This window comes from Candidatus Saccharibacteria bacterium, assembly GCA_016700015.1.
Lineage (GTDB): Bacteria > Patescibacteriota > Saccharimonadia > Saccharimonadales > Saccharimonadaceae > Saccharimonas.
In genome coordinates this window covers 404,485-422,683 of sequence record CP064995.1, presented here as the reverse complement: position 1 = coordinate 422,683, position 18,199 = coordinate 404,485, and the positions used below count along the sequence as shown (strand labels likewise).

Sequence of the window (18,199 nt, the reverse complement as noted above, 5' to 3'; positions counted from 1 at the left end):
GTCCTTGCGAAATGCCACTGGCATTTCTCACCTCCAACCAACTTCGTTGGTCGTAGCTTCGACTAATATCTCGACCACGAAATAAGCCAAGCAAATGCCTGGCTTATTTCGTGGCAGGGGTGATAGGACTCGAACCTACGACCAACGGTTTTGGAGACCGCTACTCTACCAATTGAGCTACACCCCTGTACAAACGCTAATTATACCAGATGTGGTACATTACCGCCACGGCTGAAAATCATAAAACTGTGGAAAACCTTATACCGCTTGTGATATTTTTCACATAATCTGTTGCAAAAAGCATAAGCCAATCGCTATAATAGACAGGAAATGACCTATAACACCACGAGGGGACAGGGCGGACTATCGTTCGTGTGAAGTAAAATGAACATATTAATGCTAGGGTGGGAACTTCCTCCGCACAACAGTGGGGGTCTTGGAGTCGCATGCTACCATATGAGCAAAGCACTGGCGCAACATGGTGCCAAAATCGACTTTGTTCTTCCCTATTCTGCACACCACCCTGATACCGAATACATGACTATTCATTCGGCGACGAGCCTCAATCCTATTCATAAGTTTGGTATAATGGGCGCCTACGACACCAAATATGTTGATCAGCCCGATCTCGGTAAAGTTCATGCAAACGATCTTCAGTCGATGCGCGGTGTCCAAAAGCGCTATGTTGCATTTGTCGAGCGTTTCGTAAAAAAGAACGGCAACCCTGATGCCATTCATGCTCATGACTGGTTGACAATAGAAGCAGGTATGCGCGCTAAACAACTTACCGACGCCCCACTGGTCGTTCATGTTCACGCTACCGAGTTTGATCGTGCTGGTACATTTGGCGGCGGCAATCCGATTGTACATGAAATTGAATATCAAGGTCTCATGATGGCCGACCGAGTAATCGCCGTCAGCAACATTACAAAGAGCATCATTGTTCATAAGTATGGTATCCCAGCTGATAAAATTGAAGTTATTCACAATGCTATCGATGTAACAACAATGGGTAATTATGACTACGATGGGCGCACCTATCGCTACCTAGAGGCACTTCGTGCCGAGGGTCACACGGTTATATCGACTGTTACTCGCTTCACTGTCCAAAAAGGGCTTGTTAACCTTGTGCGTGGGTTTGCGAGGGCTTGCGAGAAATATGACAAACTTGCCTTGGTGTTGGCTGGCGATGGCGAGCAGCGCGATGAACTCATACAGCTTTCTGCTGACCTTGGAGTTGCTGACAGAGTATTCTTTACGGGATTTGTACGTGGTAAGCAGTGGCGTGACGCCTACAATGTTGCTGATATATTTGTCATGAGCAGTGTTAGCGAGCCGTTTGGCTTGACGGCACTCGAGGCTGCACACCACGATACCGCTCTGATTATCAGCAAACAGTCTGGTGTTGGTGAGGTTCTGAATAGTATTTTTCGCTATGATTTTTGGGATATCGACAAGCTTGCTGATCAGCTGGTTGGTATCGCCACCTCGCCCGCCCTTAAGCAGTCATTGAAAACAGATGTCAAAAACGAATATGCCAAATTGTCGTGGAACGATGTTGCCCGTAAATGCATGGCTCTCTATCGCCGCATGAAGGTGGGTGCAACAGCATGATAGGTCGTGGCGTTGTCCTCTATCTGCACGTACATCAGCCCTGGCGCGTGCGTGACTATACTGTGTTTGACACGGCTGTAAACCATGAGTATTTCATGGGTACTAGCGAGACGCACCGAGACAACAAAGTTATTTTTGAAAAGGTAGCCGAAAAATCGTATCGACCGATGAATAAGCTACTCAAAGAGCTGCTCGATACGCACCCACAGTTTAAGGTCTCACTTAGCATCACAGGTACGTTTATCGAGCAAGCTGAACAATGGGCACCTGACGTACTTGAAAGCTTTAAGGGGCTAGTAGCAAGTGGACGCGTCGAAATTGTTTCGGAAACCTACTATCACTCACTCGCCTTTTTCTATACCCATAGCGAATTTGAGCGTCAGGTTGACATACATCGCCAGAAAGTTCGCGAACTCTTTGGTGTCGAGACCGGTGTGTTCCGTAACACCGAGCTAGCATATAACGATGAATTAGCTAAGTGGGCCGACAACTATGGCTACAAAGGTATCTTGGCAGAGGGTTGGGATCCGGTACTCGGTTGGCGTAGCCCAAACTATGTGTATCGACCAGCCGGCACAAAAAACATCCGGTTACTTATGAAGAACTATCGTCTGAGCGATGACCTAGCCTTTCGCTTTAGTAATCAAGACTGGGAGCAATTTCCGCTTAAAGCCGATACGTTTAACGAGTGGACGAATAGTGCACTTGGTGATGAGGGTGAAATTATTAATCTCTTTATGGACTATGAGACATTTGGCGAGCACCAGTGGGCCGATACCGGTATATTTGACTTCTTTAAAGAGTTCGTACGTCAATGGCTAGCCAACGATGCTAATACTTTTTACACAGTGAGCGAAGCGTGTGATGTCTTTGAGCCTGCAGATGATGTCAGTGTGCCGAATACGGTGACTTGGGCCGATACCGAGCGTGATTTAACTGCCTGGCTTGGCAATAGTATGCAGCATGAAGCCATGCACCACCTCTACGCGCTCGAGGGTGATATTCTTCGTAGTAATGATACTGATCTCATCGCGGATTGGCGACGACTGACGACGAGCGACCACGCTTACTACATGTGTACTAAGTGGTTTAGCGATGGTGACGTGCATGCGTACTTTAGTCCCTACGACTCGCCATACGAAGCCTTTTTGTATTTCATGAATGCGCTTCGAGATGTACGCTACCGCGTGATGGAGCACCATCGCCCGGGAGGCTTTGGTGGCTAGGCCGATAGTACTCAGCAACGGTGAGCTTCATGTTGGTATCAATAAGTACGGTCTCGTTCATGATTTTTACTATCCCTATGTTGGACTCGAAAATCATGCTGCTGGCCAGTCGCTCCGACACCACATAGGTGTCTGGGTTGATGGAGCGGTTTCGTGGCTCGATGATGACACGCGCTGGGAATTCGATTTTAGTTATCCGCACGAAGCATTAGTTGGTCACATTATTGCCAAAAACCGTGATTTTGGCATCATGCTTGAATTTGATGACACGGTTGATGCTGAGTTTAGCGCGTTTATGCGCAATGTTCATGTGATTAATCTTTCTCCCGCTGCGCGAGATGTCCGGCTCTTTATGCACCAGGCATTTGTGATTGGTGACGGTCGCAGCAATACCGATTCTGCCCAGTATCTGCCTGACGCAAATGCTATCTTACACTACAGGGGCAGACGAGCTTTTATTATTGCCGGTCAAGACGATAACGGTAGGGCGTTTGATCAGTATTCTATCGGTTTGTTCGACATTGAGGGGCGTGAGGGCACTTATAAAGATGCCGAGGATGGCGAACTAAGCATGTCTGCGGTCGAGCATGGACGAGTTGACTCGACCCTGCGTTTTAAATTTCAGCTCAATCCTCATAGCTCGACAAGGTTACACTACTGGATTGCCTGCGGCACCTCTACTCGTGAGGCACTTTATATTCATAAGCAGCTTACTAGCCAGGGTATTCACAAACGGCTCGACGTGACTGTGAAGTGGTGGCATGATTGGCTCAAACCAGCAAAAATCATTGCAGATAAAATAGATTCCGCTCATCGCGATACGTTTATTAAAAGCGTGATGATCATGAAATCGCACATCGACAAACGCGGTGCGGTCATCGCGAGCACTGACACGTCGATGCTAAATTATTGGCGCGACGCTTATGCGTACTGCTGGCCACGCGATGGTGCGTTCGTACTCTGGCCGCTCATCCGCATGGGCTACAAAGACGAGCCGTATCGATTCTTCGAGTTTTGTCGGCGTGCGCTGACAGCTGGCGGGTATCTGATGCATAAATACCGTGCCGACGGGGCACTCGGCAGTAGTTGGCACCCCTATCTTCACGATCACGGTGAAGTGTCACCACCAATCCAGCAAGACGAAACAGCACTGGTTTTGTTTGTGTTTAGCCAGTTTTACCATACGCAAAATGACGAAGTAACACTAAAAGAGTTTTATGAGCCTATGGTCGTACCAATGGCCAATTTTTTGGCAAGCTATACAGATCATCGCACGGGCTTACCGAAGCCGACGTATGACTTATGGGAAGAAATGTATATAACAAGTACCTATACCACCGCGGTCACGTATGCTGCTTTGCTGGCGGCTGCCGATCTCGCGGAAATTCGTCACGACAGCGACAATGCTGTAAAGTGGCGGGCGGCAGCTGACGATATTCGTCAGGCTGCGCACCGGCTTCTGTACAACAATGACAAAAAATGCTTCTACAAAGGCCTAACTGTCACAGCAGATGGTGAAGTGACCGTCGACGAAACGATCGATATGTCAAGTATATTTGGTGCGTTTATGTTTGGTCTCTTTGCCGTCGATAGCGACGAGGTGATGGCATCTATCGCGACAGCAGAACAGTGGTTTTCGGTGAGCGAAAGCAACCCTGGGATTCCGCGCTATGAACACGATAGTTATCGGCGGAGCAATGACAGCTCGCTTGGTAACTGGTGGTTCGTAACGACGCTTTGGCTAGCGCAGTATTACCTTGAGGTTGGGCATCTCGATCGTCTGGAGAACATAGTAAAATGGGTACGCGATCATATGTGGGCAACCGGTGTCTTATCTGAGCAAATCGATCCTATCACTCGCGATGAACTTTCAGTTGCACCGCTCAACTGGAGTCAGGCAGAGTATGTGTCGACCTTGCTCGATACGGTCACGGAGAAATAACCGTGACCGTCCGCAATCGTCGTATCCTAAGAATAAAACGTGCTTTCAGGCACATGACACCGCGTCATATTGTTCGATCCCAAATAACGTCCCGCGCTGTCCGGCGATTTGCTGACACACTTGGCCTTGTCTATTTCGGTTCTGTTGATCAGCGCGATGACGAGCATCGCCTTGTGCGTGGTCATACCGTATCGGCTACTCACCGCGACGATAACTACTGCGTAGGTAGTGTTCACGGCTATGATGTCGTCCTCGTTTCACGTAATGATGTGATAACTACTAAGTCGCACCACCAACAGCGCTGTCATTGGCTCATCTGTGCGGTTGATCTTCATAGTAAAAAAGATGTTCCACACCTATATATCGGTCACCTATCGCGCGAGGATGCTTTCGCTGCTTCTTACGAGCAGTTACGACATGTTGAGGTAGGTGCCACGGCCTCTTACCCGCATCAGTTTATTAGTAACTACAATGTGTATTGCATGCCGGGTAGTCTTGTAGACGTAGAGAGTATCATTACGCCGCAAATCGCAGAGGTGATTGCGGTGCACTTTGGTGGTATGAGTGTTGAGATCGAAAACAATACACTTTATGGCTACATAGAGAACGAACATCCTCGCGCACCGCTACTTGAGCGCATAGTATCCAATGCAATTTGGCTCGCAGAGAGTATTGACTCGTCTGACGAGTAGTATTAGCCCTTGCGTGGCTTGACTTCGTTGCGGCCAAGTGACTTTTTGGTTTCGACGTACTTGGCGTGTTTGCGAGCTTTTGGATCGTACTTATTCAGCTCCAGTTTGTCCGGAGTATTCTGCGTGTTCTTGCGGGTCACATAGGTGCGATGACCGGTGAGCTCGCTGACGAGTGCAATAATCTTACGCTTAGTATTCGTTTTCTTTGCCATACTGTTCCTCTGAAGAGTTGATAATATAATTCAATAGTCAATTTTAGCAGATTGTCGCATAATTTTCAAGCGAGAAGTTGAAAGGCGCTCCATCCATGTACTGGAGCGCCGCTAGTAGGGGGTTGTGGGCAGGGTATTGGCTAGTTGCCCTATAATATCATGTTATCGATAATTTGTAAAAACAAGAGGAAAGTCGAAATCTTTCGACCGTAATGTTTGCATAACTAGCTGTAGCTCGTCTTTGCTACTACAGGTGCAGCGTAGGGTGTCGCCCTGGATTTGCGTTTTTACTTTTGGATGAGATTCTTTGAGTAATTTTGTGATTTTTTTGGCATAGTCTTGGCTCAGTCCGTCGCGAAACGGTACATCTTTCCAGGCGCGCAAGTTTGCTTCGGTAACTTTGCCGCTGACATCAAGCACTTTACTAGTCATGCCACGCTTGGCAAGCTGCTTGCCTATCATATCAATGACAGCTTCGAGTTGCCACTCGTTACTGCCTATGACCTTAAAGCCCTTTTTATCTGCTAGCCATTCGATCGCGGCGGGTGTCCCCTTGAAATCATAGCGGTTAGCAATTTCTTTCGTCACTAACTGCTCGACGTTATTCATCTCAGCCTTATCGTACGTGCTTTCTATATCAAAACTAAATGTTGCCATACACTACAGTATACACGAGGTGACCAGTCGGCAGTGTATACGTGGGCTGTATTGCTAAACTTCATGTGGTATAATCTACTCTACTCGAAGGGAGCAGGCCATGACAGAAGTACAGGTACGGGATACGCGCCCATACCGGGTGCTAAGTGGCGTGATCACCACTTTCGCTATCCTTGCCGAGGAAACGGCTATGTGGATTGTGCCGGATGGTGATTTGCGACGACGAGTCGTCGACGAAATTGACAACTCTCGCCGAGTTGCTAACTACTGGGTCGGTCGTGTATTCACTGATCACTAGGCCTTGTCGGTGTGCGGTCATTCCTGACGGAATACGGCCGCACTTTAATATATTGCGACAGTTTGCTATACTTCTAAGGGTTATGCCGCGATAGCTTAGTTGCTGTCCGAGACGACTGTCGAGTAGATATACTTATGCAGCGCTCTACCAACTGACTATCTGCAAGCAAGCCTTACAATTTATCATACGCCGCGATAGCTCAGTTGGTAGAGCACGTCCATGGTAAGGACGGGGTCCTGGGTTCAAATCCCAGTCGTGGCTCCATTTTTATTTCAAATAGTACTTATTGGTTAATTCTGTGGTTGTAGTAGAACTTGGGTAGGCCTGGGCAACGGTTTACTTATAATAGCTGTTGCTTGATGAGGCTCACTACAGGCGAGTCATGACATATCGCTGGCGATGCAACATTTGAGCGATCAAGTATGACACCCACGCCGCCAATAGCACAGCCACGAGCAGCAAGTCGACTGGCTACTTTGGTAGCGTTTGTGCCCTTCGTGAATACATCGTCAACAATGATACAGTGACGCTCTGTGCTTAGCTGAGGGACGACAAACTGTTTTTGGCCCAGCTCATCAACATGATAGGTGGTCGGGGTATGGCTCACGTTAAGTTGGTGAGCAATTGGGTCTCCAAGTCTTGTCGCGCCATTTGCAATGGTTACTATTGCATCAAAGCTGCTAAATTGATTGCGGATGCATCGTGCGAGGCCAGATACTACAATTTCAAATAGGTCACTGTTCGTTGGAATTAGATCGAAATCAAATTTCTTTGCTGCGCGTATTCCTGACGCGAGTATAAAATCTCCTGAAACTATTCCGGATTGCAGTAGTTCCTCGCGTATGGCATCGGGGAGATGCTCAGATGCTGGGTTTCTCATGGCTACTATTGTAGCAATTGAACTGGTATTATAACAATTAGCTATGTCTCACATCAGTCACGATAGGCTACGGGAAAGATGCGCTGTAGTCGGCGTCTCTGTCGCTAACTACGGCGACGAGGCTGCAAAAATTGCCTATCAGGCATTGTTTGCTTTGCAGCATCGTGGGGTAGAGGCATCGGGTATCGCAACCAATGCCAGCACGGGTGGTGTGCACGCGGTACGACGGCTCGGTATGGTACGTGATGTGTTTCGAAAAGACGACCTGCTGGGGCTCACGGGTTCAGTCGCAACTGGCCATAATCGCTATTCGACAAATGGCGACAAGAACGATCATCCCTCACCCATTGTCAACTCCGACACCGGCGATGCTCAGTCGCATAACGGTAACCTACCAGACACGTCATACCTCGACGATATGTTACGTAGGCGTGGATATAGGGTAAACCAATATAACGACTCGGGTAAACTCGGCAAGGCGACGTTTCTTGGTATCGCCGATAGTGGTGGTAATATTGAGGAGTCGGTGCGGGATATCATTAGTCATGTCGATGGTGCGTATGCTTGTACCGGTATTCACGATGACATGATGTACACGTTTCGTGATGCACACGGCGTGCGCCCGCTCGAGCTTGGTACCTTTGACGGCGGTGTTGTGGCGGCAAGTGAAACCTGTGCACTCGATACGATTGGCGCCGAACACCTGCGCTCTGTGCAGCCGGGCGAACTAGTGGTTGCGCGCAATGGCTTGATTATCTTCTCGGCGCAACTTCGCGAACCAACACCGCATTTTGATATGTTCGAACTGGTATATTTTGCCCGGCCGGATAGCGTGATGCTTGGTGAGCGCGTCAGCGAAGTTCGTCGACGTTTCGGTCACCAGCTGGCAACACTTCACGGGGATCATCTCAGTACACTATCGCACCCATTGATCGTACCGGTACCAGATACGTCGGTGTTTGCCGCCGAGGGCTTATCTGAACAAACACACATCACGCATGAAATGGCGATTATCAAAAATCGCTATGTCGGCCGGACATTTATGCAACCCAGTCAGGAGTCCCGTCGTAGTAGCCTGCAAATCAAACACACGATGAACGGTGAACGTATTAGTGGCCGCGACATTGTGCTAGTTGATGATTCGATTGTGCGCGGCAACACGCTGCCTCGGCTTGTCCAGCTGGCCCGCTCACTCGGTGCGCGCTCGGTGACTATTCTTATTGCTTCGCCCCCCATCCGCTACCCGGACTTCTATGGTACCGATACGCCTGACCAGCGTGAGCTTATGGCTGCAAATCTGACTGTCGAGCAAATGCGGCTGGCATTTGGCGCTGACTACCTTGGGTTTTTATCGGTGTCTACTATGGTGTCAGCGACAGGCCAAAATGCTGAAGCATTCAATCTTTCGCCGTTTTTGGGTGACTATCCTATTCCGATTGGCGATTTGGCAAAGAACATTCGTACGCCGATCAGCTTAGAGTACACTGACTAAGTATCATTACTCTTATGATTTGTGCCGGGCAATTTTCGTTATATACTAGCCCACATGGGAGTAATCTATTCTACCGAAGCGGTGTCACGTGGGCACCTTCCAAAACCTGGTGCGCACAGCGAAGCTGCAAGCGAACTGCTGGCTGCGCTGTTCGGCGCCGACCAGCACCCCTCACTTTTGGCGGGCATGATTTATGGATCAGTGGCACTTGGTAATGAGAATTTGCGTAGTGATATCGATGTCTTCGTGTTGTATGACGCCGCTGCGGCGGTTGAAGCGCTTGCCACGGTGTCACGCTGCGTGCGCGAAGTGTCTGGCCAACACCACACTGTATTTGAAGTGCACGCTTCCCCACACCATAGAAACTATGCACAAATTGACGATTATGCAATCGACGACATGATAGGCTCACACCTACGATCGATTGCAGAACACAATAATCGATGGGTACGTGGCGATATAGCGAGCTATCTTGCGAGCCCACCAATGGGCAGCGAGGCAATTATTGCGGGTGCACGTCATGCAATTGCTCACAAATCGTTTAAGTTTGCTAAAGCCCTCTGCAGTGAGTTTGATCTTGCTTCGCTGCAGCGTGCCTATGAATTTCCGAGCACGGTTGGGCGTCGAGCGCTCGACATTATATCGCTCGTCGACAATAGTTACCGTGTTGATCGTGGCTGGCGCTCACACTTACAGGCAGCTACGCGCTCGTATCTCGCAGATACCATTGGAGATACAGCACTGGTAGAGAGCCACGATGCTCTTGTTAGTGGCAACAATCGCTATACAACACTACTAGAGCGTGCGATTGCCGGTGATGTGAGTGAAAATGAATACGACTCAGAGTTGCGCGGCCATTATGTTCCAGCTATGAATAATGCGCTAAACCTTGCTAATGGCTGGCAGTATATCATCAATCGTCTGGTTGCTCGGGAATTTTCTTATAGCGCAAAGGACGCCTAGCAGTACTTTCTAGTCATCCAATACAAACATGATGTCCATCGCGATGTGGCTGTCGCTTTGCTTAAAAGAAATATTCCTAGAGGTCAATCTAGGAATATTTCTTTGGTACCGGAGGTAGGACTCGAACCTACGAAGGCTTGCGCCGAGAGATTTACAGTCTCTTGTCATTGCCGCTAGACGACTCCGGCAAATATGTGGAATAGGTGAACTCAGTTTTCTCACCGAGCGGTGCGAGCGAGCGCGTCGCTCGAGACTATCTGTTCTTTCCAAATGCGGGCACAACCGTTTTTGTGCACGCATCATGGAGCCGCTTCAGGGATTCGAACCCAGGACCCCCTCTTTACAAAAGAGGTGCTCTAACCAACTGAGCTAAAGCGGCACATCGGTTATTGTAGCATATTCCTAGTTCTGCGCCAATGTCTACCAAACCTCAAATTCAAGTTTTTATGAGTGGGAGTTATTGCATGACAATTCGGGCAAAGCAATATTAAATTACGTTCGATATTATTCATCGAATTTCCATCGATGTGGTCAATCTCAAGGGGCGGTCTCTTGGTAACTGGATTTACTTGAGACCAACTACATCGCGCACATTTCCCTGCATATTTATTCCATAGATAGCGAACTACGTGCTGAAAAAAGTTTATCGTATTTACGCCTCTCACTCCTGATGTCTTGCCTCTTTTCCACGCTGTAATATACGCATTATATTCGTAGTCTTTCTGACACTTATTCGAACAATATTTACTACTTGATTTACCTAGGATGCTATTACAATTATTGCAATTCGCACTCATGACTACTCTGACTGATCAAATCTAACTGAGAAGTTACGATCGATAACATGTTTATAGATTAATTGTCCACTCCTGTAATTAACGCTTCGGAACTGCTTTGGGTCTTTGTATTCCATCTGGAAAACGTCCTTGCCCGGTTGGATAGAGTCTGGGCTGTCTAGTATGACATCAAAGACAATATTCATGATGCAGCGCTCGCCGCCTGGATCGTAAAGCGTTGAGATATCTGCATAGCTATAAGTAAACGTACCAATATAGCCAATCTCCTCGGCTAACTCGCGGGAGAGGCCCTGCTGGATTGTTTCACCGTGGTCTAGCCCACCACCAGGAAGCTCCCATAAATCTCGCTCTGTCTCCGTTACACACAGCACATGACCACTGTCATTGCGAATAACCGCTTTTACAGACACGCGATAAAAAGCATCGGGGTATACACCGTACTGGCCCATATTACATCTGAACCTTGCGGACTTGCTGGACGGTCTTGGCGGGAGGAGTTTTAGAGTTGACAGCTTTTGCGATCTGCTCACGCAAATCCTGCGCCTTCTCTTCTTCGCCAACCCTGCTATACGCATCGGCGAGAATATGATAACTTTGCACACTTGGCTCGATTGCAACAGCTTTCTCAAGCGATTCGATCATTTTACTGCTATGACCTAGTTTTTCTTGCACTTTAGCATAGGCGATATGGCGTGAAGCGAGGGTATCTTCCATACTAAGCGCTTGCTCAAACGCAAGAGCGGCCTTTTCATAATGAGCGGTTTCGAAATAGATCAGCCCAACATTGTGCAGACTACTGGCACTTGGCTCAAGACTCTGTGCAATCTCAAAGCACTCGATTGCGTCGCTATACGCCTGTTGCTTGGCGTACAGAATACCTAATCGATTATATGCAGTAGCATTTTTTTCATCGACGCGTAGTATAGTAAGAAGCGCTTTCTCTGCGCGCAAATATTTACGATCACGTAGTGATTCTTGAGCGATATCCCATAGCTTATCAATTTTGCTTGATATCTTCTGCGGCAAATCGGCGGCGGCCTCATCTATTGTCTGTTGACGCCAGATTGCCCATACACCGAATGCCATCACGAGGAGTAAACCGAACATATGATACCTATTATACCACGATCAGCATTAAGTTCAGCTTGGCTGAACCATTCGCGGCGATACTATCATATGCTGACACCAAAGAGTTGGCTAGTTGCAGCTGAGATACTGATGGTTTCTGATGCAGACTGTGCTTAATGATTGCAAGTGCTGACTCGATAAGCTGTAGTGATTGGGTGCGGTCGCCTCCGTACTCGTGTAGGATGCGTAGCCTGTCTGCTACCGTTCCCTGCAAGAAGGTACGAGCATCGGACATGTATTTGATTCTTTCGCTACGCAGTTTAGTATTGCTTGCTAGCTCATCAAGCAGAGCTGGCCTACCGTTCGCTAAGAATAGTAGTTGTTGCATTAGTGTACTGTCAGTTATGCCACGCTCCATCAGAAGTTGCTTTGATTGATCACCTTCGAGCGTATCTATGCGTACCTTTTGCAGCCTCGAGAGGATTGTCGGTAGCAGCTTCATTGGATGATGAGATGTCAAGATAAAATGTGCGTGCAAAGTCGGCTCTTCAAGTAGTTTTAACAATGCATTCTGAGCTGGCTCTCCCATTGTCTCTGCCTTCGTAATGATATATATGCGTCTATGTTTTGACTTACCTCTTGTTGCTTCATAAAGTGAACGTATTTGTTCGATACGAATGACGCCCTTAGCGCCATCAACCACTCCCTCCGACGTTGTTGGACGAATGACCTCGGCTAGCTGTCTATCTGCGATGTCGAGAGCTGCCTGTTCAAGCCCAACTCCCTGCTCGCCAGACAATAAGACACCGTGGGGTAAGTATTTGCGCAGTTGAATAATAGTAAGCTCAGTCCTGGGATTATAGGGGAGCGACATGGTTCGATACCTCGGGAAATACTGTCTCAAAAGCTTGTGGGATGGGTGCAATAAAGCTTTGGCGACTACCGTGGCCGATCGTTACTTCCAGCCGGTAGGCATGAAGGTATAGACGTTCGGCTGCCTTCCCATACACTCGATCGCCAACAATAGGCGTTCCAACGTACTGTAAGTGGACTCTCAGCTGGTGGGTGCGGCCAGTACGAGGTGTAAGTTCGACCAGCGATCGCCCGTTTCGAGTGTCGAGTACGGTATATTCAGTTTGAGCTGGCTTCCCTTTACTGTCAGCCCGAAAGGTACTGGGTGCTGACGGATTACGGGCAATCGGAATATCAATCATCGCTGAGGCTTGTTTGGGTATTCCCTCCACTACTGCAATATACGTCTTTTTCGCTTTACGTTCCGAAAACTGAGCTTTGAGCAGCGCAAATGCTTCAGGTGTACGTGCGCCAATAATAACGCCACTGGTGTCGCGGTCGAGCCGATGCACAATACCTGGACGGTTGGTATCGAGGCCGACTGTTGTGAAGCGGCGAAAGAATTCGGCCACGGTAAATTCGTCATTGAGCGCACCCTTGCTATGGGTGAGTACTCTGGCTGGTTTGTTGACAACAAGCACATCATCATCCATGTATATGACGGGCAATTCATAACGACTATAGTCTGGCATCTCAGGCAGAGTAATCGCAATATGGTCAGCATCTGCTACTTCCTGACGAACGTTTTTTGCTGGTGCGCCATTCACACTGACACTACCGGCCTTTATGTGTTTTTGCCAGGTGCTGCGACTGAGCTCGGGGTGGCGCTCGCTTAGTAGAATATCGAGTCGCTTTTTGCCCGACACTGTCTGGAACAAATAGACGTCTTTGCCTTTAAACGGTAGGCCATAAGTAGTAATATTGCTGGTAGGGTTTTCGAGTAACACGCCGTCGGTATTACTATCGATGCGTTGGATTTGCTGCACGATGTAGTGGCCGTTGTCTGCGGCGGTATCGTCAAACAAGGCAAAAAAGAAATTTCGTTTAAACCGAAACTGGACGAGCTGATTGATCGGGCTGGGGTGGCTTTGCTTAATCTGATCAATTTCACGCGGTACATTATTATCAGCTGCGATCGAAAAACGACGCAGAATGGCTAGTAAGTCACTTGCTGTAACCTTCATTACTTTCTCAGACCAACTGCCTTTTGTACGCGCAGGAGCGTTTGGTTTGCAATCTCATTCATTGCGCGTTCGCTCGCTTCGAGTTTGGCAATAATCGCCGCGTCGTCAACACTAGCGAGTCGCTGCTGGAAATCACGTAAAAACGCTGCCATTTCGTCGGCCACAACCTGTTTGAAGTCGCCATAGCGCTGACTACCCTTAAACTCTGCCTCAACATCGGCGGGTCTGACGCCGCGCAGTAGCGCCAAAATGTCGATAAGGTTTGCAATGCCAGGCTGATTTACTTTGTCATACTGGATATTTGCCTTATCATCTGTTGCTGCACTCATGATTTTTTTGTGGGCTAGCTCGGGCTCGTCACTAAGGAACACCACACCCTTGCCAGTTTCGTCACTTTTGCTCATTTTCTTACTTGGGTCTAATAGGTCCTTAATGCGCAATCCCTGGTCTTTGCCAAAAAACTCGTGCTGTTTGACAACGGGCTCGGGTATCGCGAAAAGCTCTGTATTGAATTTGTTATTCATGCGCTCGGCAATATCTCGTGTAATTTCTAAGTGCTGGGTTTGGTCATCGCCGACCGGCACATACTTTGCGTTGTAAAGCAGAATGTCGCTTGCCATCAGCACGGGATAGTCAAATAGCCCTACGCTCACTCGGTCGCTACCGAGCTTTGCACTTTTATCTTTGTATTGGGTCATGCGCTCCATCTCACCCATGCCCACGAAATTGTTCAGGATAATAGTCAGCTCGCTATGAGCTGGCACATAGCTTTGGCGGTAAATGTGAATATTCTCGTTGTCGAGCGGTAGCCCGGCGGCTGTATAAATACGTGCGTTGTTCATGATGCTATCGAACAACTGCGAGTGGTCGATTGGTGTGGTGAAACTATGAAGATCAGGAATAAAAAAGTTTACATCGTATTCGCTTGAACGAGTTTTAGCCATATCAACAATCGGCAACATAGCGCCAAAATAGTTACCTATATGCAAATCGTTATTCGCTCTAATACCAGTCAGTATTGTTTTCCTCATAAAGCGCATGCCTCCTCGTCTTTCCTATCATAACAAATGCCCTCCTGGATTACGAGCAGTCGTCGTTGTGCATATTACTATGCTGTTCATGGTGATGGCTCTTGCATACAGACTAAAGGAAGTGGTAGCATGTACTCAGTATTATATTGGGAGTATAAGTCTATGACAGAAGTTGCGAAGGGTGCGGCAGATATTCTTGCAGTACGCGAAGAGATTGACAAGGTTGACTCTGAGCTCGTAAAGCTGCTCAACCGTCGTATGCAACTAGCGCTTGCGGCTGGCGCTTTGAAATTAGCAGAGAAAAGACCTATCTTTAATATTCGGCGTGAGAACGAGGTACTTGAGCATATTATGGCCGAAAACGAAGGTCCAATTAGTAATGAGGACCTGTTGGACATTTTTTTGGATCTTATGAGACTGGCACGGAATATGCAACACCGTGCCCAAAGCAATCAGCCCGAGTCCGAACCGGAAGACAAGATTTCTTATTATACTATTCCCAGGCATAATAGCCCAAAGAGTACTGGTTGGTAGTTGTGAGTGCTATTTATTGCTCCCCGTCAACCGATGGGGATATTGTGATAAGAGAGGTATTATGTGATTAAGCGAAAAGAAAGCCAATTGAACCGTGCCGATCACCATACTTTGACAGCATTTATGGCGGAGATCCGCAAGGATTATCCATATTTTATAGGATTTCCGGGTTCGGTCGATTTCGATTATTCTGAGCTACTACCGTTCTTCCAATATTTACTCAATAATGTTGGCGATCCGTATGTGAGTCCGCTCCATGCAAATCATTCCAAACGACTAGAACGTGAAGTTGTCGATTTTTTTGCTGATTTGTTTCATGCTCCCAAATCTGATCGATGGGGTTATGTTACAAATGGTGGTACCGAAGGAAATTTGTATTCGCTTTATGTTGCCCGCGAACTATATCCTGAAGCGCCGGTATTTTATAGTAATAGCGCTCACTATAGTATACCGAAGAATATCGGTATACTCGGCATGCAAGGAATTGCGGTCGCATCTGAAGAGTCGGGCGAGATGGACTATAGCAGTCTCAAGAAAAATATAATAAAATCCGGCGCTACTCAGGTGATTGTCGTCGCGACGATTGGAACGACAATGTCCGAGGCAAAGGACAATGTGTACATTATTCAGCACATCCTCGATGACCTCGGCTTTGATGATGCATCATTTGTGCACTGTGATGCAGCGCTGGCAGGCGTCTATACAGCCTTTGCAATTCCCCATCATCCGTTTGATTTTGCTGACGGTGCAGATGCGATCAGTATCAGCGGACACAAATTTATCGGATGCCCGATGCCGAGCGGAGTGGTGATTACGCGTAAAAGTTATCGCGACAAGGTGGTTCGTAGCGCACTGTATACCGGCACGCCAGATTCGACAATTTCCGGATCACGAAATGGCCATACTCCAATCATGCTTTGGTACACCATTAAAAAACTTGGAACCGATGGCCTGCGCAAACGAGCGATCAATTCGATGGAATTAGCACGTTATTTACATACCGAACTCCGTTGTATCGGCTGGCCAGCGTGGAAAAATGAAGCTGCATTTACTGTAGTGATAAAGCAGCCGCCTAAGGAGATTATTCATAAATGGCAACTGGCTACCTACGGAGGTGTTAGCCACGTGATTTGTATGCCGGGCGTAACAAAAGAACAACTCAACTCATTCATCCAAGATATCAAACATTCGCAAAATACTATTCGGCACAAAAGAACTAATGAAAGGAAAACTAGCAATGAAAGCAAATAGAAACATCCCGACGATTCATCTAAGTGGTTACCCTTACCAGCAAGAAATTACTGACGGTCTGGGGTATAAAGAGGAAATCGATTGCTCAAGCTCACTTAATAAGCTTGCACAAAGTGCTGATTACTTTTCACGTCTCGACAAGCGAGTAAAAGCAGTAAAAAGCTATGAACTTGCGCCGCTTTATGAGGCAGGATTCTATGGGATTGATGCAAAATTAAAGCATGGCGGCGAGCTTACTTTCGAAGAAGCATATAGCCTCATTGCCTTTGTCGTCATGTCGCTCAATAGAGCAGTGCGTTCATCAATATTAGAATATGCGCCAGTACCGGCATATCCGCTTTGGATTCCCTCTAGTACCACTCGGCGGTCAGATGTACGTGAGACGCAGCTCATGCAAGCAACGAGTCTTTTAAGTGGCATGTCTTCCAAAGAAGGGTACGTCGGTCTTCTTCCCGAAGAAATAGCTGGAGTTGTTGCCGCAACAGTTGATTTAGACACGGTTGTACGAACAGAGAGCCAACGACCTGTTATTGCTCTCGGCGGTATGGGTGGCGATAAAGGATATGGCCGTACTGGTAAAACCTCCAAACTTTTTAGTTTATCAACATTGTCTTCTGCAATCTTGGCAGTCGATGGAGCAACGCACAAACATCACTCATACCCAAACACCTCAAAAGTAGCAGGTCAGTCTGCTGTCGAGGCGCTTGGTGCACGCTCGGATTTTCATAATCCCGAAGCATTTCAAAAACTTCTGGATGAAGTGGGACTAATGATGTCGAGTTGCCACAACACGAGAACGCTTCATACACTTTCACATCGACTTAAAGGTGAAACCATCAACCATATCATTGGTCCTCTCGCATATACACTAACGCCTGAGACAGTTGCTAATGGCTTCATCGGCGTAAACGAGAAAATCCATCCCGCCACTGTGATCTCGGCGCTTGAGATACTCTCAAAACGCAAATTTCAAACGTACGATAATAGTGTGGCATTCTTTGGAACGGATCGAGAGGTTGCTCACCCTGACATGTTTGATCCAAAATCGTACTACCATTCTCCTGAAGCACGTGAAAGTGTGGCGATCGATGAGGTTGCTCCACCACCCTATGCGACAGTGGCAGCGTTTATGCGAGGCGGCGAACTTGCAGGAACTTTTGAGATAAGGCCGACAGACTTTTTTACCGAAGGGCAACTGTCGGTGATGACAATGCATGGTCTTATGGTTCCAAATGAAGTCGATGCTATCCTTGCCGCGAATCGAGATGCACTTGCTGGCAGGGATGAGGCGAAAGCAATGTATTTAGCTATGACCGCCGGTCTTGGTATATTTACAAGAAAATATCTAGATCGTGTCGATGCCCTACATGCAGATACGCGGCGTGTGAATGCTGATTATCTACGAGCGGCTACACGTGAGGCCCTAGAGATTATCCATACAGGAGCGGCCACTGCAAAGATGAAAGAGTATGTGACGGCAACAAACAATGTTGCGGGCGGATAAGC

19 protein-coding genes and 4 tRNA genes are annotated in these 18,199 nt (G+C 47.7%); 11 read left to right on the top strand and 12 right to left on the bottom strand.

What is annotated here, in order from left to right:
* Positions 1 to 111 precede the first annotated feature (111 nt).
* Positions 112 to 187: transfer RNA gene (locus IPM09_02375), tRNA-Trp, on the bottom strand.
* 269 nt (positions 188 to 456) lie between these two features.
* Between IPM09_02375 and IPM09_02370 the strand changes: the two genes are divergently transcribed.
* From IPM09_02370 to IPM09_02355, 4 genes are read left to right on the top strand one after another with little or no spacing between them, the layout of a single operon-like run.
* Positions 457 to 1,614 carry a glycosyltransferase gene (locus IPM09_02370; protein ID QQS22364.1) on the top strand — a complete coding sequence of 386 codons (1,158 nt, stop codon included), beginning with the start codon at positions 457 to 459 and terminating at the stop codon, positions 1,612 to 1,614.
* A complete protein-coding gene (locus IPM09_02365) occupies positions 1,611 to 2,840 on the top strand; it encodes an alpha-amylase (protein QQS22363.1) in 1,230 nt (409 codons plus the stop codon). Before IPM09_02370 ends, IPM09_02365 begins: the two co-directional genes overlap by 4 nt.
* Positions 2,833 to 4,782 carry a glycoside hydrolase family 15 protein gene (locus IPM09_02360; GenBank protein QQS22362.1) on the top strand — a complete coding sequence of 650 codons (1,950 nt, stop codon included), beginning with the start codon at positions 2,833 to 2,835 and terminating at the stop codon, positions 4,780 to 4,782. Before IPM09_02365 ends, IPM09_02360 begins: the two co-directional genes overlap by 8 nt.
* A 53-nt stretch (positions 4,783 to 4,835) precedes the next feature.
* Positions 4,836 to 5,474, top strand: a complete 639-nt coding sequence (locus IPM09_02355; GenBank protein QQS22361.1) for a hypothetical protein — start codon at positions 4,836 to 4,838, stop codon at positions 5,472 to 5,474.
* A 2-nt stretch (positions 5,475 to 5,476) separates the two neighbouring features.
* Here IPM09_02355 and rpmG read toward each other — a convergent pair whose 3' ends face one another.
* Positions 5,477 to 5,686: a 50S ribosomal protein L33 gene (gene rpmG / locus IPM09_02350; protein QQS22360.1), complete on the bottom strand. Its 210-nt coding sequence runs from the start codon at positions 5,684 to 5,686 to the stop codon at positions 5,477 to 5,479.
* A 162-nt stretch (positions 5,687 to 5,848) separates the two neighbouring features.
* A complete protein-coding gene (locus IPM09_02345; protein QQS22359.1) occupies positions 5,849 to 6,343 on the bottom strand; it encodes a YajQ family cyclic di-GMP-binding protein in 495 nt (164 codons plus the stop codon).
* A 100-nt stretch (positions 6,344 to 6,443) separates the two neighbouring features.
* On the opposite strand from IPM09_02345, the gene IPM09_02340 reads away from it, so the two are divergent.
* Complete coding sequence (locus tag IPM09_02340; GenBank protein QQS22358.1) at positions 6,444 to 6,641, top strand: hypothetical protein; 198 nt, start codon at positions 6,444 to 6,446, stop codon at positions 6,639 to 6,641.
* Between the two features lie 188 nt (positions 6,642 to 6,829).
* A tRNA-Thr gene (locus IPM09_02335) sits at positions 6,830 to 6,905 on the top strand.
* A 76-nt stretch (positions 6,906 to 6,981) separates the two neighbouring features.
* Here the strand turns inward: IPM09_02335 and IPM09_02330 are convergent.
* Entirely contained in the window at positions 6,982 to 7,521 is a 540-nt protein-coding gene (locus IPM09_02330; protein ID QQS22357.1) for a hypothetical protein, read from the bottom strand.
* A 43-nt stretch (positions 7,522 to 7,564) separates the two neighbouring features.
* Between IPM09_02330 and purF the strand changes: the two genes are divergently transcribed.
* Together purF and IPM09_02320 are read left to right on the top strand one after the other, a co-directional pair.
* The gene (gene purF / locus IPM09_02325) at positions 7,565 to 9,013 is read left to right on the top strand and encodes an amidophosphoribosyltransferase (protein QQS22356.1); all 1,449 of its coding nucleotides are present in this window, start codon (positions 7,565 to 7,567) and stop codon (positions 9,011 to 9,013) included.
* Positions 9,014 to 9,067: 54 nt separating this feature from the next.
* Positions 9,068 to 9,976: a hypothetical protein gene (locus IPM09_02320; GenBank protein ID QQS22355.1), complete on the top strand. Its 909-nt coding sequence runs from the start codon at positions 9,068 to 9,070 to the stop codon at positions 9,974 to 9,976.
* 103 nt (positions 9,977 to 10,079) lie between these two features.
* On the opposite strand, the gene IPM09_02315 is transcribed toward IPM09_02320, so the two are convergent.
* The 8 genes from IPM09_02315 to trpS form a co-directional block, all read right to left on the bottom strand.
* Positions 10,080 to 10,164: transfer RNA gene (locus IPM09_02315), tRNA-Tyr, on the bottom strand.
* 114 nt (positions 10,165 to 10,278) lie between these two features.
* A tRNA-Thr gene (locus tag IPM09_02310) sits at positions 10,279 to 10,355 on the bottom strand.
* Between the two features lie 7 nt (positions 10,356 to 10,362).
* Positions 10,363 to 10,641, bottom strand: coding sequence for an HNH endonuclease (locus IPM09_02305; GenBank protein ID QQS22354.1), 279 nt, complete (start codon positions 10,639 to 10,641; stop codon positions 10,363 to 10,365).
* A 134-nt stretch (positions 10,642 to 10,775) separates the two neighbouring features.
* The gene (locus IPM09_02300) at positions 10,776 to 11,222 is read right to left on the bottom strand and encodes an NUDIX hydrolase (GenBank protein ID QQS22353.1); all 447 of its coding nucleotides are present in this window, start codon (positions 11,220 to 11,222) and stop codon (positions 10,776 to 10,778) included.
* A gap of 1 nt (position 11,223) precedes the next feature.
* On the bottom strand, positions 11,224 to 11,880 hold the full coding sequence (locus IPM09_02295) for a tetratricopeptide repeat protein (protein ID QQS22352.1): 657 nt from the start codon (positions 11,878 to 11,880) through the stop codon (positions 11,224 to 11,226).
* Between the two features lie 10 nt (positions 11,881 to 11,890).
* On the bottom strand, positions 11,891 to 12,715 hold the full coding sequence (locus IPM09_02290) for a hypothetical protein (GenBank protein ID QQS22351.1): 825 nt from the start codon (positions 12,713 to 12,715) through the stop codon (positions 11,891 to 11,893).
* Positions 12,699 to 13,877, bottom strand: coding sequence for an RluA family pseudouridine synthase (locus IPM09_02285; GenBank protein QQS22350.1), 1,179 nt, complete (start codon positions 13,875 to 13,877; stop codon positions 12,699 to 12,701). The genes IPM09_02290 and IPM09_02285 overlap by 17 nt, the downstream gene beginning before the upstream one ends.
* Positions 13,877 to 14,908: a tryptophan--tRNA ligase gene (gene trpS / locus IPM09_02280; protein ID QQS22349.1), complete on the bottom strand. Its 1,032-nt coding sequence runs from the start codon at positions 14,906 to 14,908 to the stop codon at positions 13,877 to 13,879. The genes IPM09_02285 and trpS overlap by 1 nt, the downstream gene beginning before the upstream one ends.
* Positions 14,909 to 15,070: 162 nt before the next feature.
* Between trpS and IPM09_02275 the strand changes: the two genes are divergently transcribed.
* The 3 genes from IPM09_02275 to IPM09_02265 all read left to right on the top strand — a co-directional run bounded on the left by IPM09_02275 (position 15,071) and on the right by IPM09_02265 (position 18,197).
* Positions 15,071 to 15,442: a chorismate mutase gene (locus tag IPM09_02275; GenBank protein QQS22348.1), complete on the top strand. Its 372-nt coding sequence runs from the start codon at positions 15,071 to 15,073 to the stop codon at positions 15,440 to 15,442.
* Positions 15,443 to 15,505: 63 nt separating this feature from the next.
* Entirely contained in the window at positions 15,506 to 16,693 is a 1,188-nt protein-coding gene (locus IPM09_02270) for a histidine decarboxylase (GenBank protein ID QQS22347.1), read from the top strand.
* Positions 16,680 to 18,197 carry a hypothetical protein gene (locus tag IPM09_02265; protein ID QQS22346.1) on the top strand — a complete coding sequence of 506 codons (1,518 nt, stop codon included), beginning with the start codon at positions 16,680 to 16,682 and terminating at the stop codon, positions 18,195 to 18,197. Before IPM09_02270 ends, IPM09_02265 begins: the two co-directional genes overlap by 14 nt.
* Positions 18,198 to 18,199: the final 2 nt, after the last annotated feature.

Coding starts and splice junctions, on each gene's coding strand:
- IPM09_02370 (QQS22364.1), top strand. CDS start 457: ATGAGCAAAGCACTGGCGCAACATGGTGCCAAAATCGACTTTGTTCTT.
- IPM09_02365 (QQS22363.1), top strand. CDS start 1,611: ATGATAGGTCGTGGCGTTGTCCTCTATCTGCACGTACATCAGCCCTGG.
- IPM09_02355 (QQS22361.1), top strand. CDS start 4,836: ATGACACCGCGTCATATTGTTCGATCCCAAATAACGTCCCGCGCTGTC.
- rpmG (QQS22360.1), bottom strand. CDS start 5,686: ATGGCAAAGAAAACGAATACTAAGCGTAAGATTATTGCACTCGTCAGC.
- IPM09_02345 (QQS22359.1), bottom strand. CDS start 6,343: ATGGCAACATTTAGTTTTGATATAGAAAGCACGTACGATAAGGCTGAG.
- IPM09_02340 (QQS22358.1), top strand. CDS start 6,444: ATGACAGAAGTACAGGTACGGGATACGCGCCCATACCGGGTGCTAAGT.
- IPM09_02330 (QQS22357.1), bottom strand. CDS start 7,521: ATGAGAAACCCAGCATCTGAGCATCTCCCCGATGCCATACGCGAGGAA.
- purF (QQS22356.1), top strand. CDS start 7,565: ATGTCTCACATCAGTCACGATAGGCTACGGGAAAGATGCGCTGTAGTC.
- IPM09_02320 (QQS22355.1), top strand. CDS start 9,068: ATGGGAGTAATCTATTCTACCGAAGCGGTGTCACGTGGGCACCTTCCA.
- IPM09_02300 (QQS22353.1), bottom strand. CDS start 11,222: ATGGGCCAGTACGGTGTATACCCCGATGCTTTTTATCGCGTGTCTGTA.
- IPM09_02295 (QQS22352.1), bottom strand. CDS start 11,880: ATGTTCGGTTTACTCCTCGTGATGGCATTCGGTGTATGGGCAATCTGG.
- IPM09_02290 (QQS22351.1), bottom strand. CDS start 12,715: ATGTCGCTCCCCTATAATCCCAGGACTGAGCTTACTATTATTCAACTG.
- IPM09_02285 (QQS22350.1), bottom strand. CDS start 13,877: ATGAAGGTTACAGCAAGTGACTTACTAGCCATTCTGCGTCGTTTTTCG.
- trpS (QQS22349.1), bottom strand. CDS start 14,908: ATGAGGAAAACAATACTGACTGGTATTAGAGCGAATAACGATTTGCAT.
- IPM09_02275 (QQS22348.1), top strand. CDS start 15,071: ATGACAGAAGTTGCGAAGGGTGCGGCAGATATTCTTGCAGTACGCGAA.
- IPM09_02265 (QQS22346.1), top strand. CDS start 16,680: ATGAAAGCAAATAGAAACATCCCGACGATTCATCTAAGTGGTTACCCT.